The organism is Streptomyces fodineus, from assembly GCF_001735805.1.
GTDB classification, from domain to species: domain Bacteria; phylum Actinomycetota; class Actinomycetes; order Streptomycetales; family Streptomycetaceae; genus Streptomyces; species Streptomyces fodineus.
Genome location: NZ_CP017248.1, coordinates 496,034 through 522,742, shown reverse-complemented (window position 1 = coordinate 522,742; position 26,709 = coordinate 496,034). Strand labels below are relative to the sequence as shown.

Below are 26,709 nucleotides of genomic sequence, written 5' to 3'. Positions count from 1 at the left end.
AAATCCGCTGTCAGTGGCGTCCTCGGCTCCGCTAGCGTCGGCGCAGTGACTCCAGCAGATCTCGCGGCCGTCATCTCCGACGGCATCCGTACGGCCATCCAGTCCGGACGCATCTCGGCACAGGTGCCCGAGGAGATCCGTGTGGAGCGCCCCCGCCACCGCGGCCACGGGGACTACTCGACCAACGTCGCCCTGCAGCTCGCCAAGTCCGCGGGCCTGCCCGCCCGCGCCGTGGCCGAGGCACTGGCGCCGCTGGTGAGCGCGGCCGCCGGGGTCGCGAGGGCGGAGGTCGCGGGACCGGGATTCCTGAACATCACGCTGGACAGCGCCGCGATCGGGGCCCTGGCCCGGGACATCGTCCTGGCCGGGGAGGCGTACGGCCGCACCGACGAGTTGGGCGGCCTGCGCCTCAACCTGGAGTTCGTCTCCGCCAACCCCACCGGTCCGGTCCACATCGGCGGAGCCCGCTGGGCGGTGGTGGGCGACGTCCTCGCCCGGCTGCTCGAGGCCGCGGGCGCGGATGTGTCGCGGGAGTACTACTTCAATGACGCAGGCGTGCAGATCGACCGCTTCGTCCGCTCCCTGCTCGCCGCGGCGCACGGCTCGCCGGTGCCCGCGGACGGCTACAGCGGCGCGTACATCGGGGAGATCGCAGCCGCCGTGCTGCGACGGCAGACCGGCGCCCTGGATCTGCCGGAGACCGAACGCTACGCCGTGTTCCGGGCCGTGGGCACGGAGCTGATGTTCGACGAGATCAAGACGTCGCTCGCCGCGTTCGGGACCCACTTCGACACCTACTTCAACGAAAAGCTTCTGCACGACCGGGGGGACTTGGACGCCGCCGTCACCCGGTTGCGCAACGGCGGCCACGTCTTCGAGCACGACGGCGCGGTGTGGCTGCGCACCACGGACTTCGGCGACGACAAGGACCGGGTCCTGGTGAAGAGAGACGGCTCCTGGACGTATTTCACCGCGGACTGCGCGTACTACCTGAACAAGCGGTCCCGGGGCTTCGAACGGGTCGTCGTCATGCTCGGCGCCGACCACGCCGGCTATGTGGGCCGGATGCGGGCCATGGCGGCCTGCTTCGGCGACGATCCGGACCGGCATCTGGAGATCCTCATCGGCCAGTTGGTCAACCTGGTCAGGGACGGCAAGCCGGTCCGGATGAGCAAGCGGGCGGGTACGGTGCTCACCCTCGACGACCTGACCGAGGCGGTCGGCGTCGACGCCGCGCGGTACGCGCTGGCGCGGGCCGGCGTGGACGCGATGATCGACCTCGACATCGACCTGCTGACCCGGCAGTCGAACGACAACCCCGTCTACTACGTCCAGTACGCGCACACCCGGCCCTGCTCCGTCCTGCGCAAGGCGAAGGAAGCCGGGATCGACAAGGGTGCCCCGGAGGACTTCGACCCCGCCCTGCTCAGCCACGGGCGGGAGGTGGACCTGCTCGGCACGCTGGCCGAGTTCCCGCAGGTCGTGGCCACCGCGGCCCGGCTGCGCGAGCCGCACCGGGTGGCGTACTACCTGGAGGCGCTGGCCGGCACGTACCACCGCTTCTACGACACCTGCCGGGTCCTGCCGCGGGCCGGGGAGACCCCGGACGCCCGCACCCGGGCCCGGCTGTGGCTGACAGAGGCGAGCCGGCTGGTCCTGCGCAACGGCCTGCGACTGCTCGGGGTCTCGGCCCCGGAACGGATGTAAGCACCACCGGCAACCAAAAGAACGCCGAACCACCGGCCGCCGCCGGCGCTGATCACGCTCGTGGCGACCGGCGGATGCCGCCCTCACCCTTCGGCTCATGGCTGAAGCGCAGGGAGTACGTACGGCCCTCGACACCCCACTCTCCGGCGGGCGGCCTCAGCCCGGCGTCGATCGCGCGCAGGCTGGGGCGCCCGATATGGGCGTAGACCAGGCGCCGCACCCCATGCTTGGCCGCCCGCTCGGCAACGGCGCGGACGCTCGCGTGGCCGCCCACGCCGCCCCGGAACCGTATGGGCCGGTCCCAGGCCGCCGCCTCGGCGAACATCAGGTCCGCCCCCGCGGCCCAGGCCGGGAATTCCCAGAATTCCGGTGCCCAGACCACCACCACGCCCCCGGCTTCGATGCGATACCCGTACGCGGGGTGCGAGGTGTGGACCACGGGATGGCAGCGCACCAGCACTTCGCCGATCCGCAGGTCAGTGGCGAGTACGCGGACATCCCACATGGCCGCACGCCGCCGCAGTACCGACCGCAGCTCGGAATGCTCGTCGCAGACCAGCCACGCGTCCAGCCGCCCGGGCGGCGGTTCTGCTCCGGGTCCGCCGTCGAAGGCCACCCGGTGCCCCGTGCACCGCAGCAGCAGGCCCGCCGGGGCGAACCGGGGCGAGTTCATCGCTCCCACACCGAGGAGCGTCAGCCTCAGCCAATGGCTCATCGAACCTCCCGGGCGGGCCGCCTGATGAGGTCGGGCAGGGCGCACACCGACACCTCGCACCCCCGGCGGTCACCGTGGGTCGGGCCGGGATTCGTAGTGCAGGGTGTGGAAACGGCCGGCTTCCTCGCGGCCCGCCGGGTCACCGCCCAGTGCCCGCACCGCCGCGATCGCGTACTGCTGTTCCCGCGCGTCGGTGAAGCGGCGCTGGGGATAGGTGCGGGACACCTCGACGGTGGTGCTCAGGCCGTGTGCGGCCAAGGTCCGGACGATCGGGTGGTACGACACCGTCCGCAGCACGAACGCGCTGACCCATACCGGCCTGCGGGCACCGTCCAGCAGGGCCCTGAAGGTGCGGTCGGTGATGTAGCTGCCGCCGCCTGTCAGCGTGATGAGACCGACCTCGGCGAGCGCACTGCTCAGCGCAGGACCTGGTGAGCCCTGTTCCAGGTCGTCGGTGAAGGCGGCGTCCAGGAGCCCCACCTCCAGCGCGTAGTCCACGGCGGGGCCCGAGACGTCCAGGCCGAACACCGGCACCGCTTCCGATCGCCGCCGCTCGGCGTAGAACTGTTTGTCGGATGCCGCGAGTTGTGCCGTCGACATCTGCTCGCAGGCAGGGGAGGTGTACCGCTCGTACATCTCCGCCAGCGTCACATCGTGGTTGAGCAGCGCGGCATTGATCCCGTACGAGCAGCACACGTCCAGCACCGCCGGTCTGCCGGGGCGGCCGTCGTCCAGCGCGGCCCGTTCGGCGGCGGCCTGTCGGAAGACCGGCTGGGCATGGTGGGGGATCTCGTACTCCAGCGGGGCCAGCCGCCGGAAGTATGTGCGGGGGTCCGGCCGGTCGTAGATGTCGTCGAACCGCGACTTGCCGCCCGTCACGCCCTCGGTACCGTCAGAGCCCGAGCCGGCCATGCCGTACTCCTCCTCGCAGAACACATCCGTACCTCCATCATGTCTCGCCCCGGCAGCCCGCGATGCCGGCACAGACGGAACCGGCCAGGTGCACTCGGTCGCTCTGCGGCACGAGCGTCACGTGCCCGATGTACCGACCGCGGAGCCTGTCGTCGGCGTAGTCGCTGGTCGGAGCGCAGGCGCAATCGGTGCTGTGGACCTACGGTGGTCGAAGTGGCGTCGATCAGCCGAACCGCCGCAGCGCAGGAGGCCGCGATGGAGGAACACTTCGTCTGGGTGACGACCCGCCGCATTCGGCCGGGCAGCCTGGAGGACTTCGAGAGGGCGTGGCGGCCGGCCACCCACCCGGACGGCATGCGCCGTGCCTACGCCTACTGGTCCGAGGACGGACAGGAGATCACCGGGGTGTCGTTCTGGGACTCCAAGGAGGCCTGCGACGCCTGGCGGGCCTCCGAGGCCGAGGCGCAGCGGCGGGCCGGCATGGCCTCGTACGTCGCCGAGGAGCGGGAAGGCTTCTACCGCGGCCGCGAACTCGCCATCCCGAGCGGTAGCCCCGGGTGAGCGGGAACGCCGCGAGCCGGCCGCTCTTGTGGTCGCATCGCCCAGGGCCCGGCGCACTGCGCAACGACCGCCGCAGCGGGGCCTGCGTCACCGACTGTGTCCGGGGCGGCCGGCGGTCCTGCATGGGTGGCTCAGCAGCGGGAATCCAGTAGCTATGGAAGGCGCGCCTGTCATTGTGGAGCCGCCGAGCCCTGACGGTGGCCGGCGGGTCACGATCCGTGGTGAAGTCGTCGGCACTGCGTATCACCTGCTCGACGTGGTCGAGCTGCTGCGCCGGCAGGGCCTGCCCGAGACCGATACGACCCTCGACGACCCGGACCTGATCGAGTGGCGCGGCGGCGGGCCGGACGCCTGGACGGCGGCTGAGTGACCCGGGCGCTGCTGCGGAGCACCCACGCGGCGCTCCGTAAGGCCATCGGCGTGGCGTCGTCGTACGCCTGCCTGGATGCCGAGCGGCCCGTGATCGCCTACTGCATCGACTACTGCGCGGACCAGCAGTGCGATGTCAGGCCGCGGGAAGGTCCAGGGAGGGACGGGCGGCCGATGTCCTTCTGGCCGGGGACGTGGCCGATCGGAACGGGCCCCTGTGCACGGTCGACCAGCCGGTCGGTCCGCTGCTGGAGCGGATGACCCAGGCCGACTTCGTGGTCGTCCCGGTCACCGACCCCGAAGGACACCTGCTCGGGCTTCTGGAACGCGAACATCTCGAGCGAGCCGTCGTACGACCGGAAGCCGCCGAAGCGTGAGCCGTCGTTGACCCGGCCAGTGGCTACTCATCCGGCTCGTGTGGAGGGGGTCCCTCGCGCTCGTGAGTGAGCGGATTCCCCGCCGGTGAAGCCGGCCCCGTGACCTCCACGTTGGCCGGACGCAGCAGCCGGTCGCCGAGCCGGTAGCCGGGGCGGAGGATCTTCGTGCAGATCAACTGGGCGTTGTCGGTGGAGACATGATGGGTCAAGGCGTCGTGGCACGCCGGGTCGAAGAGGTCGCCCTCCTCCCCGAGCGACTCAAGTCCCAGGGCCCCCAACTGGGTTCGGAGGGTATCGGTGATGTCCTTCAGGCCCGGCGTCAGGGGCTCGTGCGCGCATGCGCGGTCGACGGAGTCCAGTACGGGCAGCAGGGCACGCAGGACGTTGCCCACGGCGATCTCGCGCACGGCCATGCGGTCCCGGCGCACCCGCTTGCGGTAGTTGTCGTACTCGGCCTTCACCCGCTGCAGGTCTGCCGTGCGCTCCTCCAGCAGACGCTGCAGCCGGGCGGGGTCCGTGTTCTGCAGCCGGCCCTCGTCCATCGTCAGCCCGCCTCCGGCTTGTCGTCGTCGACGATCTCGGCGTCCACCACTTCCTCGTCCGAGGAGGCGGCAGCGGACGCGCCCGCGTCAGAGGGGGCCTGGCTCTCCGTGCGGGACCTCTCGTACAGCGCCGTGCCGATCTTCTGTGCCGCCTCGGTCGCACGGTCCATGGCCTGTCGGATCGCCGCTGTGTCCTCGCCCTTCAGCTTCTCCTTCAGCTCCGTGAGCGCGCTCTCCGTCTCGCTCCGGGCGTCCGCCGGGATCTTGCCGGGGTTGTCCTTGATGAGCTTCTCGGTGGAGTAGACGAGCTGTTCGGCCTGGTTGCGGGTCTCCGCGTCCTCGCGCCGCCTGCGGTCCTCCTCGGCGTGCTGCTCGGCCTCGCGGACCATGCGGTCGATGTCGTCCCTCGGCAGCGCGGAGCCACCGGTCACGGTCATCTTCTGTTCCCTGCCGGTGCCGAGGTCCTTGGCGGAGACATGCATGATCCCGTTGGCGTCGATGTCGAAGGCGACCTCGATCTGCGGCACCCCGCGCGGCGCGGGCGCGATGCCGGTCAGCTCGAACATGCCGAGCTTTTTGTTGTACGCCGCGATCTCCCGCTCGCCCTGGTAGACCTGCACGGTCACCGAGGGCTGGTTGTCCTCGGCGGTGGTGAAGATCTCCGAACGCCGGGTCGGGATCGTGGTGTTGCGCTCGATCAGCTTGGTCATGATGCCGCCCTTGGTCTCGATGCCCAGGGACAGCGGGGTGACATCGAGCAGCAGGACGTCCTTGACCTCGCCCTTGAGGACACCGGCCTGGAGCGAGGCACCGACGGCCACGACCTCGTCGGGGTTGACGCCCTTGTGCGGGTCCTTTCCGGTGAGTTCCCGCACCAGGTCCGTCACCGCCGGCATCCGCGTCGAACCGCCCACGAGGATCACGTGGTCGATGTCGGACAGCTTGATCCCGGCGTCCTTGACCGCGTTGTGGAACGGGCCCTTGCAGCGGTCGAGCAGATCGGCCGTCAGCTGCTGCAACTGGGCGCGGGTGACCTTCTCTTCCAGGTGCAGAGGGCCCTCGGCGGACGCCGTGATGTAGGGGAGGTTGATGTTCGTCTCGGTCGCGCTGGACAGCTCGATCTTGGCCTTCTCGGCGGCCTCGCGCAGCCGTTGCACGGCCATCTTGTCCTTGGCCAGGTCGATGCCGTAGTTGTTCTTGAACTGCTTGACCAGGTGGTCGACGATCCGCTGGTCCCAGTCGTCACCACCGAGGTGGGTGTCGCCGTTGGTGGCCTTGACCTCGATGACGCCCTCGCCGATCTCCAGCAGCGACACATCGAAGGTGCCGCCGCCCAGGTCGAAGACGAGGACCGTCTGGTCGTTCTCCTTGTCCAGGCCGTACGCCAGCGCCGCCGCCGTCGGCTCGTTGATGATCCGCAGCACGTTCAGGCCGGCGATCTCACCGGCCTCCTTGGTCGCCTGCCGCTGGGCGTCGTCGAAGTAGGCCGGGACGGTGACCACGGCGTCGGTGACGTCCTCGCCGAGGTACGCCTCCGCGTCCCGCTTCAGCTTCTGCAGCACCCGCGCGGAGATCTCCTGTGCCGTGTACCGCTTGCCATCGATGTCACCGTGCTCCGGGAACCGCCAGCCGTGGTCGCCCATGTGCCGCTTGACGGAGCGGGCGGTGCGCTCGACGTTCGTCACGGCCTGCCGCTTGGCGACCTCACCGACGAGCACATCCCCGCTCTTGGCGAAGGCCACGACCGACGGGGTGGTCCTCGCCCCTTCCGCGTTCGTGATGACCGTGGGCTCGCCGCCCTCGAGGACCGAGACCACCGAGTTCGTCGTACCGAGGTCGATACCGACCGGACGCGCCATCCGGACTCTCCCTCCTCGCACCGTGCCCCTGCCGGCCAGGTCATGCCTATTCACAGGTCGGGTACCCACCGCAGGGGGCGCCGCGCGCGTATCAGCTGCAGGTACGGATCGAGTTGCCCATAGGTCTGAATAAAACGTGACGCCGGAGCCGGGCGGCCTTACGCGCCCGTGGAACGACGGCCGCTTCCATGGTCTGACATGTCCCGCATACCCGCCACGCCGCCTGCCGCACACGGGTGGGGTCGATTACAGACAGTGTCCGGCGGTGTCTCCGCCGGGGCCGTCGGCCGGCGCGACGCCGATGTCCGCGGTGCTCTGACCGCTGGACGCCGCCGCGACCCACGGCAACGCCCGGCGCGAGGACCTGCGGCCCATCCCCGAGGAGCCGGTGGGCACGAGGTCGGGAACGGGTTGAGCGGCCGCCACGGTGTCCCGTGCGATGCGCAGGCGCCGCCTCCGGGCGGCGGCCGCGATCGCCGCGGTTTTGCTGGAGAAGTAGGGGTCGAACATCCGTGGGGAGATGCCGATGGCCTCGGGGTCAGCGGTTCGGCCGGTGCGCGGGGGTCCGCTGTCCCTCCGTGAACTCCCAGACCAGGTCCAGAAGTTCGGCCGGAGTCTCGATCTGGGGCAGGTGCCCGCTGCTGCGGATGAGCGCGAACCGGGCGTCGGGGATGGCTGCCGCGTAGACCCGTCCGTACGCGGTGTCGACGACCCGGTCGCTCTCGCCCCAGGCGACGAGCGCCGGGTGCGTGACCCTGGGTAGACGCTCGCGGAGGGTGGGATCTTGCATGGCGTGGGGCCCGGAGTAGATCTGCAAGGTGGCGCGGTTGGCGGCCATCGTCGCCCGGGCGGCCTCCGGAAGGGAGGTGGGATCGACGGCGAACTTTGCCGGGTCGTGGAAGGCGAGTGCGGACAGCTCGGCGGGGGTGAGGGAGAACGGGTCCGCGACGGGGTGGCCCGGTACCCGGATGCCGGCGGCGTTGACGAGGACGACCCCGCTGATCCGGTCGCTGCCGAGCAGAGCCAGTTCCGCGGCGGGACCGTCGCGTACCGGCTCATCACGGCGGCGGTCGATTCGAAGTACTGCACATAGCCATCGTCGTGCTGGGCGTGACGGTGCTGCGGCGGGCCCTGGGTGCGCGGCGCGAGGGTGATCTCGCCGATTCCGAGCCGGTGTTCGGTGGTGCTGCCGTCTTCGAGGATGCGCATCATCGTGGGTCCCAGACGGATCGTCTCGCCGTCGTGCGGACCGATCAGAGAGATTTCGGCCATCACGGGCTCCTTCGTGAGAGCTGGCTCTCATGAACCTAGAGGGCTTTACCCCTTCATGCAAGTGGACTCTCGTAAAGAGAGAGGACTGCTAATATGGCTGGGGAACGACGAGGGAGGGCCACAACGAGGACGACGCAGCTCGGTGCCGGCCGCAGCAACCAGAAGAAGCGCACGCGTACGGCGATCGTCGAGGCCGCCCGCCGGCTCATCGGCGCCGGCGCCGATGTGACCATGCCCGCCATCGCCCGTACGGCCCTGGTGTCCGAGGCCACCGCCTACCGGTACTTCCCGGATCTCCCGTCCCTGATCAGCGAGGCCCTGGCCGGCAGCTGGCCGCCACCGGCCGACGCTCTGCGTCCGGTCGCGGATTCGCCGGACCCCGTCGAACGCGTCGCCTACGCCTGCGAGTTCCTGCTGCGGGGGATACTCGCCCGGCAGGGCGCGGTGCGCGCGATGATCGCCGCCACCATCACCCGCCCCGAGACGGTGAAGATGCGCCCCGGCATCCGCTTCGGCCTGATCGACCTCGCGCTCGACCCCCTCAAGGACACACTGCGGGCAACGGATCCGGACGCCTTCGCCCAGCTCGAGCGGGACCTGGCGGTCGTCGTCAGCGCCGAGGCCCTGTTCTCCCTCACCGACCTGTGCGGCCTCACTGCGGACGAGGCGGTCGCCAGCGCCGTACACGCGGCGACGACCCTGACGGAGGCGGCCGTACGCGCGACCGGACGCGCGTGACCACCACCGCTGAGCAGGTGCGTCCCCGTCGGCCATGTCTCCGGCCGGAACGGTCAAGTGAAGGAGCTCCAGGGGCGGATGCCACCGCCCGCCCGGATCCGCAAACGCCTGGGGTCCGGCGGACTTCTTTGCATGGCCTGATGCGTTTCTTGGGCTGATCACGGGATGACGGTTCGCTTGCGTACATGTTCTGCCTCTCGGATGTCGGTGCACGACCCGCACGCTCTCACCGACTCGACACCGTCCGAGGAGAAGCCATGTCCCGACGTCCGGGCCACCCCGCACGTTCCGTCACGGCGGCCGCGGCCGCGCTGGCCGCGATAGGCGCGCTCACCGCGGTGGCCGCGCCCGCCTCGGCACACACCCCCGCACACCCGCACGCGGCTGCCCGGCACGTCCTGCTGCTGTCCGTCGACGGTCTGCACCAGTCCGACCTCGCCTGGTACATCGCCCAGCACCCCCATTCGGCGCTCGCCCAGCTCACCATGGGCGGCGTGGAGTACACCCACGCGGCCACCACCAACCCCTCCGACTCCTTCCCGGGCATGGTCGGCCAGGTCACGGGCGGCGACCCGGGCACCACGGGCGTGTACTACGACGACACCTACAGCTCCGCCCTCCTGCCGGCCGGCACGACCAAGTGCACCGGCGCCAAGCCCGGCACCGAGGTCGACCTCACCGAGGACCTCGACAAGAACCCGGACTCCCTCGACGCGGGCCAGGGTCTGAGCGGCCTGCCCGGCAGCATCCTGCAGATGACCGGCGACCCCGCCGGCCTCATCGACCCCTCGAAGCTCCCGGTCGACGCGAAGACCTGCAGACCGCTCTACCCGCACTCCTACCTGCGGGTGAACACCGTCTTCAACGTGGTCCGCACGGCCGGCCTGCGCACCGCGTGGTCCGACAAGCACGCCGCCTACGACATCCTCAACGGCCCCTCCGGCAAGGGCATCCAGGACCTGTTCACGCCCGAGATCAACAGCAAGGCCACCGGCTACGCCGCGGGTGACTGGACGAAGGACAACGCCGCGACCGAGCAGTACGACGGTTACAAGGTGCAGGCCGCCCTCAACGAGATCGACGGCTTCGACCACAGCCGTACGCACAAGGTGGGCACCCCCGCGGTCTTCGGCATGAACTTCCAGTCCGTCTCGACCGCGCAGAAGCTGCCGGCCTCCGACGGTCTGACGGGCGGTTACCGGACGAAGGGCGTGCCCGGGCCCCTCGTGGTGAAGAACCTCGGCTTCGTCGACCAGCAGGTCGGCGCCCTCCTCACCGAACTCCGCAAGCAGCGCCTCGCCGACAGCACCACGGTCATCCTGTCCGCCAAGCACGGCCAGTCGCCCACCGACCCCAAGGCGCTGACCCGCATCGACGACGGCCCGCTGCTCGACGGCCTCAACACCGCCTGGAAGACCGCCCACCCGGGCTCCGGCGACCTCGTCGCCCACGCGGTGGACGACGACGCCATGCTCATCTGGCTCACCGACCGCTCCCAGGCCGCCGCCGACTTCGCCAAGGCCTATCTGCTCGCCCAGTCCGGCACGGGCAACGACATCGACGGCAAGGCCAGGCCCTTCACCGCGAGCGGTCTGAAGACCCTCCACGCGGGTGCGGACGCCGCCCGGTACTTCCACGCCCGGCCGGGCGACTCCCGCGTGCCCGACCTGGTCGGCATCACCCAGTACGGCGTCGTCTACACCGGCGGCAAGGGCAAGATCGCCGAGCACGGCGGCGCCCACGCCGACGACCTCGACGTCCCGCTCGTCGTCTCCGGCGCCGTCACCCCGCGCGGCGTACGCGTCAACGGACCGGTGCGCACCACGCAGATCGCCCCGACGATCCTGCGGCTGCTGGGCCTCGACCCGCAGGACCTGGACGCCGTCCGCGTGGAACACACACGGGCCCTGCCCCTCCGCTGACCCTCGCGCCTCCTCCCGCATCACTCATGCGGCTGCCCCGGATGGCGCAGCGGTGCGTCACTCGCTTTCGGGTGGCCGCATGGGTGACGGGCTGAGGCTCCGGCATTCGGAACGTAAACGGGCATTTCAAGTGAGAGTTATGGATTGCTGCTGGATCCGTAATGCCACGCGCGTTTCCCACGCAAATCCGGACGCGGGTTGCAGGGTGTGGCTGTGCGGCCGACCGGCCGCCGACCCGCGCATCCTCGTGAAGGGGGACCTCGTGTCCGCTTCTTCTCCCGTCCGTCGTACGACCGCTGTCGCTGCCGTCGCCGCCGCAACGATGGGCGCCCTGACGCTCCCGGCCGCGGCCGCCGGTGACCAGCCGGTCCGTACGCACCACGCAGTGGTGTACATCAGCGGCGTCCAGCACGCCTCGCAGGGCCGGAACGCCCGTTCCAACAGCTCGCTGAACAAGCAGTGGGTGGACATCACGAACAACACCCGCCGGGCGATGAACCTGAACAGCTGGACGCTGTCGGACCGGAACGGCCGCACCTACACCTTCCATCACGTGCAGCTCGCGGGCCGGGCCACCGTCCGCGTCCACACCGGCGTCGGCCGCGACACCAAGACCGACCTCTACCAGGACCGCCGCACGCGCGTGTGGGACGTCAACGCCGACACCGCGACCCTGCGCGACGCCCGCGGCCGCCTCGTCGACGCCTTCTCCTGGGGCGGCAGCCACCGCGGTGCGGGCGCCGTCCGCCGCGCCGGGACCGGCCGCCACCAGGCCGTTGTCCACCACCAGGCCGTTGTCCACCACCAGGCCGTGGTCGTCCGTCACCAGGCCGCCGGCCACGACCAGCACGCCGACCACGTCCGCAGCCACCTCCGCTGACCCGCCGACCCGCGGCCCGCGCTCCGGGTGCGCGGGTCCAGCCCCGGGCGGCCTCCTCGCCGACCGGGGCTGTCCCCTTCCCGTGTCTCACACCCGCGTCCCAGACCCTGTGCGGTGGGCATAACCCCTGGTGATCAGGTGCGGAGACACCCACGTAATGAGCGGTTCGTACGGTCACGAAAGGGTGGGATCAGGCGAGCACAGAAGAGAGGAGGCGCCCGTGGCCGCGCCGGGCTCGCAGAGCGATGGCACGACGAAGGTGCGGACGGTCTGCTCGTACTGCGGGGTGGGCTGCGGCCTGGTCCTCGACGTCGGCACGGGACCGGACGGGCGGCGTACGGTCGTGAAGGCGAGCGGGGACAAGGAGCACCCGGCGAACTTCGGGCGGCTGTGCACCAAGGGCGCGACCACCGCCGACATGCTCGCCGCCCCGGGCCGGCTGACCACCGCCCTCGTCCGGCCGGACCGAGGCGAAGAGCCCCAGCCCGCGCCCCTGGCTGCCGCCGTCACCGAGACCGCCCGCCGCCTGCGCACGATCATCGACGAGCACGGCCCCGACGCGGTCGCCCTCTACGTCTCCGGACAGCTGAGCCTGGAGGCGCAGTACCTGGCGAACAAGCTCGCCAAGGGCTTCATCCGCACCAACCAGATCGAGTCGAACTCCCGGCTGTGCATGGCCGGCGCCGGCACCGGCTACAAGCTGTCGCTCGGCGCGGACGGCCCGCCCGGCTCGTACCAGGACCTCGACAAGGCCGATGTCTTCTTCGTCATCGGCTCCAACATGGCCGACTGCCACCCCATCCTCTTCCTGCGGATGATGGAGCGGGTGAAGTCGGCGGGCGCCAAGCTGATCGTCGTAGACCCCCGGCGCACCGCCACCGCGGCCAAGGCCGACCTGTTCCTGCAGATCAAACCCGGCACCGACCTCTCGTCGCCGAGTCCGGCATCCGGGCCGGCGCCCAGGAGTGGGCCGACGTGCTGGGTCGCCTGCAACCCCGTCTGTACTCCATATGCTCCAGCCCCCTGACGGACGCCCACCAGGTGTCGCTCACGGTCTCCGTCGTCCGGTACGAGAACCTCGCGGGCCGGCCCCGCCAGGGCGTGTGCTCCCCGTTCCTCGCCGACGCCGAGCCCGGCACCCCGGTGCCGGTCCGCGTCCAGCGGGCGCCGCACTTCCGGCCGCCCGCCGACCCCGCCGCACCGGCCGTGATGGTGGGCCCCGGCACCGGCATCGCACCCTTCATCGGCTTCCTGGAGGAACGCCGGGCCCGCGGGCACCGCGCCCCGAACTGGCTGTTCTTCGGCGAACAGCACCGCGCGACGGACTTCTACTACGAACAGGAGCTGGCCGCGTTCCTGGCCGAGGGCACGCTCACCCGCCTCGACACCGCGTTCTCCCGCGATCAGCGCGCCGAGATCTACGTCCAGGACCGGATGCGCGAACACGGCCCCCTGATGTGGTCCTGGCTCCGCGACGGCGCCCGTTTCTACGTCTGCGGCGACGCCTCCCGCATGGCCGAGGACGTCGACCAGGCCCTCCGGGACATCGTCACCGTGCACGGCGGTCTGACCGAGGCCGAGGCGGCCGCGTCCGTCAAGCAGCTGGCCGCCGACAAGCGCTATGTGAGGGACGTGTACTGACGAGGCCCCGCCATGCGGGACCCCGATGCGGATCTTCGAGCCGCGGGGGACTAGCGTCCCGTTGGAGATCCGAGCCGGTTCCTCCGTGTCGAGGCAGAAGAGGACGATCTGCATGGGTGGTCACGCGATGACCGAACTGTCGGCCGACCAGCTCCCGGAGCTGACGACGGGACGTCTGCTGTCCACATGGCACGTGGACGTCCCCGCGCTGCTGCTGGTCATCGCCCTGGGCGCGCTCTACGGCTGGGGCGTGGCACGGCTGCGCCAGCGGGGCGAGCCCTGGCCGCTCGGCCGTGTCCTGGCGTTCGCGCTGCTCGGCCTGGGCGGGCTGGTGGTGGCCACGATGTCCGCCCTGGCCGTCTACGACCACGTGCTGTTCTGGCCGGCGGCCGTGCAGAACATCCTCCTCGACCTCGTCGCACCCCTGGGCCTGGCCCTCGGCGACCCGCTGCGGCTCGCCGTCGAGGCGCTGCCGGAGGCCGCCGCCGGCCGCGTACGCCGGGCCATGACCGGCCGCCTGGTGCGGGTGTTGACGTTTCCGCTGGTCAGTACGGCTCTGGTGCTCGCCACCGAGCTGACGGTGTACTTCACGCCGTACTTCGAGACCGCCCTGCGCGTGGGCTGGCTGCACGAGCTGATGTATCTCCACCTGCTCGCGGCCGGCTGCCTCTTCGTCGTACCGGTGCTGACCCGTGAAGAGGCGCTGCCCTCCTGGTGCACCCACCCGGTACGGGCGGGGCTGGTGTTCCTGGACGGTGTCGTCGACGCGGTCCCGGGCGTGGTGGTGATGACGCACAGCACGCTGATCGCGGGCGCCTGGTACCTGCACCACGCGCCGACCTGGTCCCCGGACGTCCAGCACGACCAGCAGATCGGCGGCGGGGCGATGCTCAGCATCGCCGAGCTGGTCGCACTGCCCTTCCTGCTGGTGCTCCTGTTCCAGTGGGCGCGCGCGGAGCGGGCCCAGACGGCGGCCCTCGACCGCCGCCTCGACGCAGAACTCGCTCCCGCCCCCGCACCCGCCGCGGACCAGGGCCAGGCACCGTCCGCCGAACGGGTACGCCCCTGGTGGGAGACCGAACAGAACGAGGTGGCCGCCAGGATCCGCAGCCACCACAGGGAGCAGTGACCGGCGTCGGACCGCGGGGGAGGGGCCCTGACTCCGGCCGCGCCCGGAGGGAGTTGACGCAACCGCCGGCGTATGTCAGGTGAGCCGGGCTGCTGTTCCTCCCAGCACTTGGTCGGGTACCGAGCACTGCACGCACCGGTGACTGCCACGCGACGAGCCCGGCGGGGCGGTTCTACAGGGCGGCGTCGTCCCACTGGTCGAGGAGGTCTTCGACCGCCTCGGGGCCCGTTTCCCCCTGCCCGTCGTGGAGCGCCTGTTCGCTCCAGATCACCTTGCCGCGTGCCAGGTAGCGGGTGCCCCAGCGCTCGGCGAACTGGCCGACCAGGAACAGGCCGCGCCCGCCCTCGTCCGTGGGGGCCGCCCGCCGCATGTGCGGGGAGGTGCTGCTGCCGTCGGAGACCTCACAGATCAGGCAGCGGTCGTACAGCATGCGGACCCGGATGGGCGGGGAGCCGTAGCGGATGGCATTGGTGATCAGCTCGCTGAGGATCAACTCGGTGGCGTACCCGATGTCCTCCAGGCCCCAGGTGTCCAGGGTGCGTGCGCAGTCGGAGCGGACCGGCGCCACGGCCGCGGGGTCGGACGGCACCTCCCACAGGGCGACCCGGTCGGAAGGCAGCAACCGGGTGCTCGCCACGAGCAGGGCGATGTCATCGCTGGGCCGCTCGGGCAGCAGCGCGCCGAGGATGTCCGTACAGGTTTCTTCCGGCGTACGGCCCACAGCGCCGGCAAGGGCGGCGCGCAGCTGTCGAAGGCCCACCTCCACGTCCCGGTCACGGTCCTCCACCAGCCCGTCGGTGAACAGCACCATCCGCGTTCCCTCGGGCAGAGTCAGGTGCGCGGTCTCGACCGGCAGACCGCCTGCCAGCCCGAGGGGCGGGGAGACGGGCACCTCGGGGAACGACACAGTGCCGTCGGGAAGCACGAGGGCGGGGCCGGGATGGCCGGCCAGGGCCACGGCGACCCGTCCGGCGACCGGGTCGTAAAGGACGTACAGGCAGGTCGCTCCGGTGACACCCGCTCCGCCCTCCTCGCCCGTCTCGTCGCTGTCGATACGGCTCACCAGCTCGTCCAGGCGCGCCAGCAGCTCGTCCGGGCTGAGGTCGAGGGCGGAGAAGTTGTGGACGGCGGTGCGCAGCCGGCCCATGGTGGCCGCCGCGTGCAGCCCGTGTCCGACCACGTCGCCGACGACCAGCGCCACCCGCGCTCCGGGCAGCGGGATGACGTCGAACCAGTCGCCGCCGACCCCGGCCTGCGCGGGCAGGTAGCGGTAGGCCACGTCGAGCGCTGACTGGTCGGGGACGCCATGCGGCAGCAGGCTGCGCTGCAGGGTGACGGCCGTGGTGTGCTCGCGCGTGTAGCGCCGTGCGTTGTCGATGGCGAGCGCGGCCCGGGCCACCAGCTCCTCGGCGACCGCCACGTCCTCCTCCTCGAAGGGCTCGGGCCGCTCGGAGCGCCAGAAGCTGGCCACGCCCATGAGGATGCCGCGGGCGCGCAGCGGGATCACCATCATCGAGTGGATGCCGTGGGCGATGATCCGGCGCGCGTTGACGGGATCCTCCTCCTGCCATCCGGTCAGGGCGGGCAGATCCGACTCGAGCACGGGTTCGCCGGTGCCGAAACCGATCGCCTGCGGGGTTTCGGCACCGAAGTCGATGCGCTTGCCGACCGGATAGAGCGGATGCTCCTCATGGATGCCGGTGACGGCCGTACGCCGCATCATCGTGCCCTCCGGCTCCCCGCCCTGGAGGATCGAGTCGATCAGATCGACGGAGACATAGTCGGCGAACCGAGGGACCGCGAATTGCGTCAGTTCCTGGGCGGTGCGGACGATGTCGAGCGTGGTGCCGATCCCGTGCATGGCGTCGTAGAGCAGCCTCAGGCGGCGCTCCGCCACGGCGGCCTTGCCGGTGACGACCTGCAGCTCGGTGATGTCGCGCAGCGTGGCCATGCTGCCGGCGGGCCCGCCATAGGGTGCGGTCGGCCGCACGTTCACCGCCAGCAGACGATCACCGGCCGCATGCACCTCGTCCGTCGTCGGCCGCCCCGAGAGCAGCAACTGCGCGAGTACGGGTTCGAAGCCCAGGTCGGTGACCGGTCGTCCCTCCGCGTCCTGGGGCAGGTCCAGCAGCCGCCGCGCCTCGTCGTTGGCGAGCAGCAGCCTGCCGCCCTCGTCGACGATGAGCATGCCCTCCCGCGCGGCGTGCAGCACCGCCGCGTGGTGGTCGTACATCCGCCTGAGCTCAGCCGGTTCCAGCCCCCGCGTCTGCCGCCGCAGCCGCCGGCTCACCAGCGCCGATACGCCCGCCATCAGCAACACCGTGCCCCCGGCGGCGCCGAAGAGGAGCGGCATCTGCCCGGCCACCCGCTCGTGGACACTCCGGACCGTGATGCCCACGGCGACGAGACCGACGACCTTGCCGTGGGCGTCGGTGACGGGGACGGTCGTGTCCACGGCCTGGCCGACGGGCGTGCCGAACGTGGAGGTGTGCGCGTGTCCGGCCAGCGCTTCGTCGAAGGTGCCGGTCACGTGCTTGCCGATCAGACGCGGATCGGGGTGGGTCCACCGGTACCCGGCCGGGCTGAACGCCACGATGTAGTCGACCCCCGACTTCTTGCGTGCCGCCTCCGCCCGCGGCTGGAGCAGCGCACTCGGGTCGGCGGACTGCATCGCGGCGAGCGTGCCCGGAGCGTTCGCGAACGCCTCGGCACCCACGCGCGAACGTTCCTGCGCCTCCCGCACGCTCGCCCCCTGAGCCTGCAGCACCAGAGCCGTCACCGCTGCCACGCCCAGCAGCACCAGGAGCACCAACTGCAGGACGAACACCTGACCGGCCACGCTGCGCACGCTGAATGCCGTGCGACGACGTGGGCGCGGGGCAGGCGCGGGTGCCCCGGTGCCCGTGGGGTCTGCCCGCGCTTTGAACAGGCCGAAAAGCCCCTTCATGGTCCCTTCTTAGCACCAGCCGGTACCCGCTGCTTCCCGTGGTCCACCGCACCATTCGGCATGTGTCGGCACGGCCGCGCAGCGCGGAGCCCCGGTTCTCAGCCGCCCGATGTCCGCAGGTGAACGGTCGGTCAGGTCTGCCGGGCGTGCATCGGGTGGTGGGCGACCTCGTCCGGGCACCTGCGGTGCGGCGTGCGCGTCTTCCGGTCGCGCTGCCAGTCGAACGCCGCGAGAGCCAGCGACGCCGCCATGCCGACGAAGGCGGCGCCCAGCGCGGTCACGACCGCGGTGCGGTAGTCGTGGTTCCTGTCGAGCACCAGGTAGAAGAGGCCCGGCAGAGCGGCGGTGCCCACCGCGGCACCGAGCCGTTGCCCCGTCTGCAGGGCACCGCCCGCCGCGCCCGCCATGCGCACCGGTACCTCCCGCAGGGTCATGGTGATGTTGGGGGAGACGACGAAGCCTCCGCCGATGCCGCCGAGGAACAGCACCGGGGCGGCGACCCAGGGAGCGATGCCGAGCGGCGCGAAACGGAGCAGCAGCGCCGTACCGCCCAGGCCGACGATGGCACCCGTGAGGCCGCACACGGTGAGCAACCGGCCGAACCTGTCCACCAGCCGGCCGGCGACCACGGCCGCGCCCGCCGAGCCGAGGGCGAACGGGGTCACCGCGAGACCGGACCGGAGCGGGGAGAAACCGAGACCGTGCTGGTAGAAGAGGGCGAAGACCAGCCAGACGCCGCTGAAGCCGATGAAATACAGGGTGCCCACACCGGCGCCGACGGCGTAGCCGCGCACGGTGGTGAACAGCCGCGGGTCGAGCAGCGGCTGGGCGCCTGTGCCGACCAGCCGGCGCTGCCACCGCGTGAAGACGGTGAGGACGGCGACGCCGAGGAGGAACAGCCACCAGCGGCTGCCGGCGCCGCCGGATTCCGCCTGGACCAGCGGGTACATCAGCGCGAGTACACCGAGGCCGAGGAGCAGCACACCGGGCAGGTCGACGCGGCCCCGCCCGGACCGCCGGGTGCGGGGCAGCAGGCGGCGGCCGAGCAGCACGGCGACGATGCCGATGGGGACATTGACGTAGAAGATCCACCGCCAGCCCTGCTCCCCGGAGGCGAGGGCGAGGATGGCGCCGCCGGTGATGGGCCCTGCGGCGGAGGAGATGCCGACGGTGGTGCCGAAGAAGCCGAAGGCGCGGCCGCGTTCGGCGCCGCGGAACATCTGCTGGATGAGCGCGGAGTTCTGGGGTGCCATGAAACCGGCCGCCAGGCCCTGGGCGAGGCGGGCCACCACCAGCAGGGTGATGTCGGGAGCCGCCCCGCATGCCGCGCTGAAGATCACGAATCCGCCGAGCGCCAGCAGGAAGATGCGGCGCCGGTCCAGGGCGTCGCCGAGGCGCCCGGCGGTGACGAGGGCGAGGGCGAAGGTGAGGGCATATCCGGAGACCACCCACTGGACCTGGGCGGGGGAGGCATGCAGGTCGCGCTGGATGGTCGGCAGGGCGACCGCCACGATCGTCACGTCCAGCAGGCTCATGAATCCGGCCACCAGGGTGACCCACAGGGCCCGCCACCGCTGCGGATCGGGTTCGTACCCGTCCTCCTGGACGCCCGGGCTGCGACCGCCTGCCGCTGACGCCGTCACATGCGCTCCTCTCCCAGGCCGCTCACACCGGGATCGCCGGGACCACATCCGGGTGAATCAGGTTCCCGCACCGCGACATGGGCACACACCACAGAGTTCAACCGGATCCCCGCGGGAGAAAGTCCCGCACCGGCCTTCTTGGCCTTCTTCCGCCCGGTGCGGGGGCGCTCCCGGCTTGTCGGTGACGGCTAGGCCAGGGCGTCCGCCATGACCGTGGTGACGACCCTTTCGACCTCTCCGACCGCCGGAGGCGCATCTTCCCGGCCTGCGAACAGGAGGTGGGCGGCTCCGACGAGGGTGGGCGCGAGCGTGTCGATGTCGGCGCCCGCTGTGAGCCGGCCCAGGTCGCGTTCCGCGGCGAGGTAGGAGTGGATCATGCCGGTGGCCTGCCTCAGCACGGGAAGGCCGCCGCCGGTGACCTCGCGGAGTCTGGTGCGTACGGCATCGCGGGAGATGACCAGGCCGACGATGCTCAGGGTGATCGAGTCGAACAGATCGGTCAGCCCGCGGGTCAGGGTGGCGACGACGGCGCCGGTACCGGCGGACTCGCGCAGCGCGTCGGCCTGGGCCTCGATCCGGCCGACGTGGTCCAGCACGAACTGGGTGAGGAAGTCGTCGAAGTCCGCGAAGTGCCGGTGCAGCAGGCCCTTGGCGACTCCGGCCTCGGTGGTGACCGCCCGACTGGTCAGTGCGTTGGCCCCGTCCCGGAGCAGGACGCGTGCCGCGGCGGCGAACAGGTGCTCACGTGCGTCGCGCAGAGCGATCCCTGTCGGCACTGCACACCCTCCCTTTCACGAATCGGGCCCGACCCGTTGCAGAGTGGGCACGTGCCCACTTAGAGTGGGCGCATGCCCACTTTACCTCCCGCACACCATGGCCGCCTCACCGAGAACGAGGCCCCTGCGCAGCGGCAAGTAGCCCAGTCCTACGGCGCGGACGCCGAGCGGTACGACCGCACCCGGCCCCGCTACCCCGACGCCCTGATAGAGCGCATCGTCGCGACCAGCCCCGGCCGCGACGTCCTGGACGTGGGCGCGGGCACCGGCATCGCCGGACTGGCGTTCCAGGCCACCGGTTGCACGGTGCTGGGTGTCGAGCCCGACTCGCGGATGGCCGATTTCGCCCGCCACAAGGGACTTGACGTCGAGGTCGCCACCTTCGAGGACTGGGACCCGGCAGGCCGGACCTTCGACCTGATCATCGCCGGTACGGCCTGGCACTGGATCGACCCGGTCGCAGGCGCCGCCAAGGCAGCCCGCACGCTGCGGCCCGGCGGCCGGCTGGCGTTGTTCTGGAACGCGTTCCGGCCCACCCCCGAGGTCGCCGAGGCGTTCGGTGCCGTCTACGCGCGGGTGCTGCCCGACTCGCCCATCTACCAGCGCGGGATGGCCGGCCCGGAGAGTCACGCGGTCGTGGTCGCCAGGGCCGCCGAGGGGCTCGAGCAGTCAGGTGCGTTCGCCGAGCCCGAGCAGTGGCACTTCGACTGGGCCCGCCACTACACCCGCGACGCATGGCTGGACCAGGTGCCGACCTTCGGCGGCCACGGCCAACTCCCGCCGGACGAACTGGACGCACTCCTCACCGGCATCGGCGACGCCATCGACTCGATGGGCGGCGGCTTCACCATGCACTACACGGCGCTGGTCCTCACCAGCGTGCGCACCTCCTGAGGGCTTCCCAGGAGACGAGGACCGGCATCGGCGCCGTACCGCCGAGGCAGGTACCGACGCGGGTGACTCGACTGAGGCATGGCGAGCGTCGGATTCTGTCAGACCTCGCGGTCCAGGACGCGACGGGCAGCCTCGGCCTCAGCCGCCGGCGGGGACAGCTCGTCCAGGGTGTCGAGCTCGGTGTCCGCTTCCAGTTCCCGCTCCCAGGCAGCCGCAAGCCGTTCCTGCTCCTCACGCGGCTTGGCACCGATCGAGTCCCGGTGCTCCGGGTCCAGGGCCGCCAGGAATCGATCGACCGAGTCCGTCGGCATACCGTGCTCCTTGTCGCAGGGAAGGATGAGAGCCACTCCTGGCCCAGCATGGCCAAACGGGCCCGCGCTGACCGCATGACACCGCCCGGGAACACCCTGATGGCCCCGCCGCTCACCCCGGATTGGTGTGGTGCGGTTGCGCGGGGGTGTGGTGTGTGTCCTTGATGTCGCACTGCGGGCGCAGTGACCGCAGGGCCATCCGGGTCGGTTGTGCCTCGACGGTGTCGTGGTCCGGCACGACGGCTGTCCGGAAGGAACGGCCGGCCAGGAGCGAGATGAGCCACCAGGCGGCCGTGTGCGGGTCGATGTCGTCGCGGACGTCACCGGCGGTCTGACCGCGGCGCAGCAGGTCGGCGAGCGTGTCGGCGAGGTGCTGGTGGACCTGGCGAAGAGGCTGGCCGAGGTCGGGATCGTGCGCCAGGGCGCTGGCGCCGGCGAAGAGGAAGCCGTGGGAACCGGGCCGGTGGAAGCGGTCCATGTGGGCGGGGTCGAGGAAGACCGCCAGCACGTCGGGGACCGGCCGACCCGTGTCGGCCGCCTGGTGCAGCAGCGCGGAGACCGCGTCGGTGGCGTGGTCGAGGACCGCCCGGTACAGCGCGGACTTGGAGCCGAGGTTCTGGAAGACGACGGGCTCGGTGACGCCGACCTTGTGGGCGATGTCGGAGATCTTGCCGCGCTGGTATCCGGTCTCGGAGAAGACCTCGGTGGCCGCGGCGAGGATCGAGGAACGCCGCTGCGTGGCGCTCAGGCGGGTACGCGTGCGGGATCGGGGCTGGGTCACACCGGTCAGCACCATGCCTCTCGGACGCCCCATGCAGGGCGGGTCGCACGCGGACACCCCCGGTGGTGACGATCGTGACTCCGCGCGCCTACGAGCTCTTCGGGGCCCTGTGCTTCGTCGGCCGCCGTCGCCGCGCCTTCGCCCACCTCGCGGAGCTCAGCGGAGCCGCACCGGGCGACCGGGTCCTGGACGTCGGCTGCGGTACGGGCTGCCTGACCCGGCGGATGGCGACCCGTGTCGGCCCGGACGGTGCCGTGACCGGCGTGGATCCCTCGCCGCCGGTCCTCGACTACGCCCGCGCCAGGAAGCGGCGCCAGGGCAGCGCCCCCTGCACCTACCGGGAGGGCATCGCCGAGTCCCTCGACTTTCCGGACGCCTCCTTCGACACGGTCGTCACCAGCCTGATGCTGCATCACCTTCCGCAGGAACTGCGGCCGGCGGCCCTGCGGGAGATGTACGGCGTCCTACGGCCCGGCGGGCGCTTGCTGGTCGTGGAGTTCCGCCCGCCGAGGACACGGATCGGCCGGCATCTGGTGCACGGCGGGGCAGGCCACGCCATGGCGCACAACCCGGTGGACCTGCTGGACGGGCTCGTCACGGATGCCCGCTTCGAGCTGGGCGGGCGCGCCGACGTGCGGCCGTGGCTGGTCTATGTCCGGGCGAGGCGGACGCGGTAGCGGCAGGGGATCGATCCGCCCTGTGTGACGGGGTGGGGCATGGCGAGGTGAGCACGGCAGACGCTGCTCGCGTCGCCCGGCACGCGCCAACTCCTTCGAACTCGGCCGGCACTTCGGTGACCACCTGGGTGAACGGCCACGTCGCATAGCCCCTCACGCAGGGTACGTTCGCGATCCGGACCGGCCTTGTCCTGCACGGTGGTGATCCTTATGCAGATGTGCAGCTTTGGCCCCCGCTGGTCCGCCGCCCCGGGACTGGCGGACCAGCGCCTCGAGAGGCGCCGTCGCGGGGTAAACGGAACCTACGCTTCCAGCGGCCCTGGCGGAAGGCCTACAGGTGTGTGGTCCAGGTCACGCCCGGCCCGTGTGGTGAGGAAGTCCAGCAGGGCGGTGTTGAAGCGCTCGGGCTGTTCGGCGCTCGGCAGATGTCCCGCTTGTTCGATGACGACCATGGTCGCCTGGGGGACGAGACGATGGATCGCCTCGGCGTCCGCGACGGGCGTGTAGACGTCGTCCGCGCCGACCACGATCAGCACCGGTTCCCCGACCGCGGGCAGCGTCTCGCGGTAGTCGGGGCGTTCCGCCCGGCCACGCAGGGCCGCTGCCGCGCCGCGGGGGTCGGTGGCGCGCATCATGTCCAGGACTCGACCGGCGACATCCGGCATCGCGACGACGTTGTACGCGGCGAGCATCTTGGCGATCACCTCACCCGCGTAGCCGTCCATACCCTCGGCGAGGAGCCGGTCGGCCAGGCGGTTGCGGAACTCCTTGCCCTCCTCGGTTTCGGCAGGGGCGGAGGTGTCGGACAGGACGAGGGCGCGCACCCGCCGGGGGTGACGGCGCCGGAACTCCATGGTGATCTGCCCGCCCATGGACACGCCGCCGACCACCGCCCGCTCGATGCCCAGGTGGTCGAGGAGCGCGGCGAGCTCGTCGGCGAAGTCGGAGAGGGAGACCTTCCCAGGGGTGACGCTGCTGCGGCCGTATCCCCGCAGATCGGGGGTGATGACCCGGTATCCGGCTTCGCTCAGTGCTTTGGCCTGGGGTGCCCACAGGGTCCGGTTGAACGGGTGCCCGTGGATCAAGCAGGACCGGCAGTCCGGCCGAGGGCCCGAGGTCGTCGTAGCCGATGGTGGCGCCGCGCAGATCTATGGCGTTCATGCCCGGCACCCTAACTGCATGATCGGCAGCTCGGGAGGGCACGCGGCACGGCGGCAGAGCCACCGTGCGGGAGGCGTTGCCCGGCAATCAGCCGATGAGCGAGCGGAACTCTTCGATCGTACGGCGCCGCATGGTGAGGAAGGCGAGCCAGGAGCCGTCGGCGTAGTGCAGCCGGAAGCGGGCCATCAGCTGCGTCCGGGGCCGGCGTTCGACCCGGGTCACCCAGGCTCGCGGCACCTCCCACACCGGGGTGCCGTCCAGCGGCTGGACCAGTCCGACGCGCTGGTCGGTCACGCGCAGCAGCAGCGCGCCGGAGGTGCGCGGCATCTGCGCGGCGATGCTGCCGGCTCCAGCGGACCCCGCGCCGACGGTGTTGACCAGGTGGTTCCCGAGGGACGCCCCGATCCCGATGCCCTTGGCACTCTTGGCGGGGACGACGCTGGCGTACCCCAAGAGCTGCTCGCCGGGGGGCAGTTGACTGTGGGCGGAACGCTCGCGGAGGTTGGACATGCCCATGATCATAGGTGACCCGGCGGTCCGCCCGTGGGGGACCGCCGGGGCTCAAGTCGGCGGCGAGGAGAGCGAAGAGGCTAGATTCAAGGAGTGGTGAGAAGGAAGCCCCTTCATGGCCTCGCCATGGCCGACACTAGCAGTCAGGCGGGGATCAGGTCGCGCAGATTTTCGGGGGTGACGATCCGTGAGTCCGGGTGCAGTCCGTCGGGCCGTTCCAGGCCTATGTAGGTGACGGGTCCCGCCGGAACCGTCTTCCCGTCCCACACGGTGATCGTCGTCGCGCCGTGGGTCATGAGGTCGGTGAGATAGCGGACCGTGAGCTGCTCGCGCTCGACGATGCCGCGCAGGAGCGTCGCGACCGCCACCCTGTTGCCTTCGACCCGGTTGGACGCCGGACTCCCCTTCAGGTACAGATGCAGCCACTTGGCGCGCCACCGGCCGTCGGCCCCGCGCAGGAACGCGAGCGGCAGCGCGACCCGACCCGGCCCGCGCAGCTCGGACTTCATGCGCACCGTGCGCGGCTCGAAGGGGCGGCCCTTCTGCTCCCGCTCGCGCAGCATGAACCCGAAGAACGACTCCTCGACCTCCTCGAAACCCTCTCCCGAGAAGATGTTGACCTGCGGGACGATGTAACTGCCCCGTACGGCGCCCAGCCGCAGGTTGATGAACTCCGAGGCCCCGTCGGGCGCGTCGGTGATGTCACCGGAGTGCTCGCCCTCGGCCTCGCGCAGGTTGGTGTATGACAGCCAGGAGACGGTGGCGTAGTCGGCGTTCAGCAGCAGCGCCGACAGGTCGAAGTCGGTGGTGTGCTCCGTCTGCTTCCAGTAGACGAAGAAGCGCAGCAGCTCACCGTCGACGGGGGACAGCGAGCCGCGCGGCAGCACACCGAGCCCGGAGCTGGTCGCCCTGCCGCTCAGCGGCAGCGCCACGTCCAGCACGTCCGGGTCGATCAGCAGGTGGTCCGCGGCGGGCAGCCGGCGGCGCAGCTCCGCGTCGAGCGCCGCGATCAGCCGTTTGCGCTCGGGTGCGGGCACCGGCGGGCGCGTGTCGTCGGTGACCCAGGCCCGGCCGAGGCGATTGACGAACACCCGCCGCTCGCCGGTCTCGTCCGCACGGTTGTGCAGGTGCTCGCGCACCGACAGCAGGACCCGGCCGGAGACCCCGGACACGACCTGCTCGGCGGCGGCCACGACGGCGTCGCGCTCCTCCTGCGTGAGGGCGGCGCGCAGCAGCCGGTCCAGGGAGCGGAACAGCTTGCCCGGCGCGGCCTTCAGCAGTGCGGCAGCGCCGGTGGTGTCGCTCATGCCGAGCAGCTCCTCCACCCGGCCGTCCAAGGAGCGCGCCACCTTCTCGCCGCGGGCTACGGCGAACACGTCCGCCGCGTGCGGCCACTGGGGGTACTCGTGGGGGTGCAGCCGCTCGCCCAGCCGCTTCCACATCTCGCGGTGCGCGTGCACGTCGGCGAGCTTGGCCGGCGCTGCGGCGACGACCGCGTCAAGGCCCGCGAGCAGCGCCCGGCGCGCCGCGCGGGGAAGGGCCCGCAGCCGCGTCGGCTCCTGGAGGGTCACGTCACCGCCCGACAGCGCGCAGGCCAGCCGGAGTACGTCGGTGACGGTGTCCAGCAGCAGGCCCGCACCGGCCTTCAGCCGGGCCTGGTTGACCACGGCCCGGTTCTCCCGCACCGGGATCTCCGCAGGCTGCGGCCCGTCCGCGCAGTGACCGGCGAGGACCTGCAGATCCCGCAGGCCGTCCTCGCCCAGCGGCGTGCCGCTGCCCGCCAACGCCACATACAGCGAGGCGAGTTCGTCCTCCACGGCGCCGCCCAGGTGCAGGACCGTCATACGGTCGCCCGCAGCGGCGATCAGCTCGTCGTGCCGGGCGAGCATCTCGGCGTACGTGTGCCGGTAGTTGCCGTACGCCGGAAGGGTGAGCAGATTCACCACACCGGTGCTCAGCTGCTCCAGCACGCTCGCGCGCGTCCCGTCGTCGGTGAGCGCCCCGCTGATGCACCGCATCCAGAAGTCGAAGGTGTCGGGCACGTTCGCCGGGAAGTCGGCGAAGTACACGTTGTGGCGGACGTGGTCACCGACCACCTCACGGACGGTGCCCAGCGTCGCCACGGCGGTGTCGACCACCACCCCCTCGGACAGCTGCGACAGATGCTCCAGCAGCTCCGCCGAGAGCTTGAAGCCCACGGACATCAACGCGGCGTCGAACTGGCGTGCAGCCACGGCCCCTTCCCCCGTGGGTCCCGTGGGGGAGGGCAGGCGGTGGGTATGCCGGATGATCAGGGGCTCCAGAGGGTGAACCATTCCAGCATGGTCCCAACGCGGAGCGAGCGGGCGCACCCGGTTTTAGCGGCACCCCCGCCGGCGCCGTCGG

General features: G+C 71.2%; 24 protein-coding genes and 3 pseudogenes. 12 read left to right on the top strand and 15 right to left on the bottom strand.

Annotation, left to right across the window (positions count from 1 at the left end):
* Positions 1-45 precede the first annotated feature (45 nt).
* The gene (gene argS, locus BFF78_RS02320; RefSeq protein ID WP_069776713.1) at positions 46-1,707 is read left to right on the top strand and encodes an arginine--tRNA ligase; all 1,662 of its coding nucleotides are present in this window, start codon (positions 46-48) and stop codon (positions 1,705-1,707) included.
* Positions 1,708-1,759: 52 nt separating this feature from the next.
* Here the strand turns inward: argS and BFF78_RS02315 are convergent, their stop codons facing one another.
* Entirely contained in the window at positions 1,760-2,422 is a 663-nt protein-coding gene (locus BFF78_RS02315) for an MBL fold metallo-hydrolase (RefSeq protein ID WP_069776712.1), read from the bottom strand.
* A gap of 69 nt (positions 2,423-2,491) precedes the next feature.
* Positions 2,492-3,358 carry a hypothetical protein gene (locus BFF78_RS02310; RefSeq protein ID WP_227025677.1) on the bottom strand — a complete coding sequence of 289 codons (867 nt, stop codon included), beginning with the start codon at positions 3,356-3,358 and terminating at the stop codon, positions 2,492-2,494.
* A gap of 189 nt (positions 3,359-3,547) precedes the next feature.
* Between BFF78_RS02310 and BFF78_RS02305 the strand changes: the two genes are divergently transcribed.
* From BFF78_RS02305 to BFF78_RS02295, 3 genes are all read left to right on the top strand, one after another.
* Positions 3,548-3,895 (top strand): antibiotic biosynthesis monooxygenase, encoded by a 348-nt coding sequence (locus BFF78_RS02305; RefSeq protein WP_227025676.1) that lies wholly within the window; start codon positions 3,548-3,550, stop codon positions 3,893-3,895.
* A 154-nt stretch (positions 3,896-4,049) separates the two neighbouring features.
* Complete coding sequence (locus BFF78_RS02300; RefSeq protein WP_069776711.1) at positions 4,050-4,265, top strand: hypothetical protein; 216 nt, start codon at positions 4,050-4,052, stop codon at positions 4,263-4,265.
* Positions 4,266-4,458: 193 nt separating this feature from the next.
* Positions 4,459-4,641: a CBS domain-containing protein gene (locus BFF78_RS02295; protein WP_069776710.1), complete on the top strand. Its 183-nt coding sequence runs from the start codon at positions 4,459-4,461 to the stop codon at positions 4,639-4,641.
* A 23-nt stretch (positions 4,642-4,664) separates the two neighbouring features.
* Here BFF78_RS02295 and grpE read toward each other — a convergent pair whose 3' ends face one another.
* From grpE to BFF78_RS47755, 5 genes and pseudogenes are all read right to left on the bottom strand, one after another.
* Positions 4,665-5,183 carry a nucleotide exchange factor GrpE gene (grpE, locus tag BFF78_RS02290; RefSeq protein WP_069776709.1) on the bottom strand — a complete coding sequence of 173 codons (519 nt, stop codon included), beginning with the start codon at positions 5,181-5,183 and terminating at the stop codon, positions 4,665-4,667.
* A gap of 2 nt (positions 5,184-5,185) precedes the next feature.
* Positions 5,186-7,042, bottom strand: coding sequence for a molecular chaperone DnaK (gene dnaK, locus BFF78_RS02285; RefSeq protein ID WP_069776708.1), 1,857 nt, complete (start codon positions 7,040-7,042; stop codon positions 5,186-5,188).
* Positions 7,043-7,288: 246 nt separating this feature from the next.
* Positions 7,289-7,552, bottom strand: coding sequence for a hypothetical protein (locus BFF78_RS46715; protein WP_069776707.1), 264 nt, complete (start codon positions 7,550-7,552; stop codon positions 7,289-7,291).
* A gap of 28 nt (positions 7,553-7,580) precedes the next feature.
* Positions 7,581-7,880, bottom strand: a complete 300-nt coding sequence (locus BFF78_RS46710; RefSeq protein ID WP_069776706.1) for an alpha/beta fold hydrolase — start codon at positions 7,878-7,880, stop codon at positions 7,581-7,583.
* Positions 7,881-8,131: 251 nt separating this feature from the next.
* Positions 8,132-8,314 (bottom strand): annotated as a pseudogene (locus BFF78_RS47755) (cupin domain-containing protein); the annotation flags it as partial.
* Positions 8,315-8,407: 93 nt separating this feature from the next.
* On the opposite strand from BFF78_RS47755, the gene BFF78_RS02265 reads away from it, so the two are divergent.
* The 6 genes and pseudogenes from BFF78_RS02265 (at position 8,408) to BFF78_RS02240 (ending at position 14,624) form a co-directional block, all read left to right on the top strand.
* Positions 8,408-9,052, top strand: a complete 645-nt coding sequence (locus tag BFF78_RS02265; RefSeq protein ID WP_069776704.1) for a TetR/AcrR family transcriptional regulator — start codon at positions 8,408-8,410, stop codon at positions 9,050-9,052.
* A gap of 257 nt (positions 9,053-9,309) precedes the next feature.
* Positions 9,310-10,974, top strand: coding sequence for an alkaline phosphatase family protein (locus tag BFF78_RS02260; RefSeq protein WP_069776703.1), 1,665 nt, complete (start codon positions 9,310-9,312; stop codon positions 10,972-10,974).
* Between the two features lie 262 nt (positions 10,975-11,236).
* Positions 11,237-11,854 (top strand): lamin tail domain-containing protein, encoded by a 618-nt coding sequence (locus BFF78_RS02255; protein WP_227025675.1) that lies wholly within the window; start codon positions 11,237-11,239, stop codon positions 11,852-11,854.
* A gap of 220 nt (positions 11,855-12,074) precedes the next feature.
* A pseudogene (locus BFF78_RS50000) lies at positions 12,075-12,785 on the top strand (molybdopterin-dependent oxidoreductase); the annotation flags it as partial.
* 44 nt (positions 12,786-12,829) lie between these two features.
* Positions 12,830-13,495: a flavodoxin domain-containing protein gene (locus BFF78_RS49995; protein WP_418346608.1), complete on the top strand. Its 666-nt coding sequence runs from the start codon at positions 12,830-12,832 to the stop codon at positions 13,493-13,495.
* A gap of 127 nt (positions 13,496-13,622) precedes the next feature.
* A complete protein-coding gene (locus BFF78_RS02240) occupies positions 13,623-14,624 on the top strand; it encodes a cytochrome c oxidase assembly protein (protein ID WP_069783318.1) in 1,002 nt (333 codons plus the stop codon).
* Positions 14,625-14,796: 172 nt separating this feature from the next.
* On the opposite strand, the gene BFF78_RS02235 is transcribed toward BFF78_RS02240, so the two are convergent.
* From BFF78_RS02235 to BFF78_RS02225, 3 genes are all read right to left on the bottom strand, one after another.
* A complete protein-coding gene (locus tag BFF78_RS02235) occupies positions 14,797-17,571 on the bottom strand; it encodes a SpoIIE family protein phosphatase (RefSeq protein WP_069776699.1) in 2,775 nt (924 codons plus the stop codon).
* A 131-nt stretch (positions 17,572-17,702) separates the two neighbouring features.
* On the bottom strand, positions 17,703-19,214 hold the full coding sequence (locus BFF78_RS02230; RefSeq protein WP_069776698.1) for an MFS transporter: 1,512 nt from the start codon (positions 19,212-19,214) through the stop codon (positions 17,703-17,705).
* A gap of 188 nt (positions 19,215-19,402) precedes the next feature.
* The gene (locus BFF78_RS02225) at positions 19,403-19,990 is read right to left on the bottom strand and encodes a TetR/AcrR family transcriptional regulator (protein ID WP_069776697.1); all 588 of its coding nucleotides are present in this window, start codon (positions 19,988-19,990) and stop codon (positions 19,403-19,405) included.
* A gap of 72 nt (positions 19,991-20,062) precedes the next feature.
* On the opposite strand from BFF78_RS02225, the gene BFF78_RS02220 reads away from it, so the two are divergent.
* Positions 20,063-20,884 carry a class I SAM-dependent methyltransferase gene (locus BFF78_RS02220; RefSeq protein ID WP_069776696.1) on the top strand — a complete coding sequence of 274 codons (822 nt, stop codon included), beginning with the start codon at positions 20,063-20,065 and terminating at the stop codon, positions 20,882-20,884.
* 98 nt (positions 20,885-20,982) lie between these two features.
* Here BFF78_RS02220 and BFF78_RS02215 read toward each other — a convergent pair whose 3' ends face one another.
* Both BFF78_RS02215 and BFF78_RS02210 read right to left on the bottom strand, forming a co-directional pair.
* The gene (locus BFF78_RS02215) at positions 20,983-21,195 is read right to left on the bottom strand and encodes a hypothetical protein (protein WP_069776695.1); all 213 of its coding nucleotides are present in this window, start codon (positions 21,193-21,195) and stop codon (positions 20,983-20,985) included.
* Between the two features lie 112 nt (positions 21,196-21,307).
* Positions 21,308-22,009, bottom strand: coding sequence for a TetR/AcrR family transcriptional regulator (locus tag BFF78_RS02210; RefSeq protein WP_227025673.1), 702 nt, complete (start codon positions 22,007-22,009; stop codon positions 21,308-21,310).
* Positions 22,010-22,041: 32 nt separating this feature from the next.
* On the opposite strand from BFF78_RS02210, the gene BFF78_RS02205 reads away from it, so the two are divergent.
* Positions 22,042-22,653, top strand: a complete 612-nt coding sequence (locus tag BFF78_RS02205; protein WP_227025672.1) for a class I SAM-dependent methyltransferase — start codon at positions 22,042-22,044, stop codon at positions 22,651-22,653.
* Between the two features lie 302 nt (positions 22,654-22,955).
* Here the strand turns inward: BFF78_RS02205 and BFF78_RS02200 are convergent.
* The 3 genes and pseudogenes from BFF78_RS02200 to BFF78_RS02190 all read right to left on the bottom strand — a co-directional run bounded on the left by BFF78_RS02200 (position 22,956) and on the right by BFF78_RS02190 (position 26,639).
* Positions 22,956-23,814, bottom strand: a pseudogene (locus BFF78_RS02200) (alpha/beta fold hydrolase).
* Between the two features lie 87 nt (positions 23,815-23,901).
* The gene (locus BFF78_RS02195) at positions 23,902-24,324 is read right to left on the bottom strand and encodes a hypothetical protein (protein ID WP_159032929.1); all 423 of its coding nucleotides are present in this window, start codon (positions 24,322-24,324) and stop codon (positions 23,902-23,904) included.
* 143 nt (positions 24,325-24,467) lie between these two features.
* Entirely contained in the window at positions 24,468-26,639 is a 2,172-nt protein-coding gene (locus BFF78_RS02190; RefSeq protein ID WP_069776692.1) for a TerD family protein, read from the bottom strand.
* Positions 26,640-26,709: the final 70 nt, after the last annotated feature.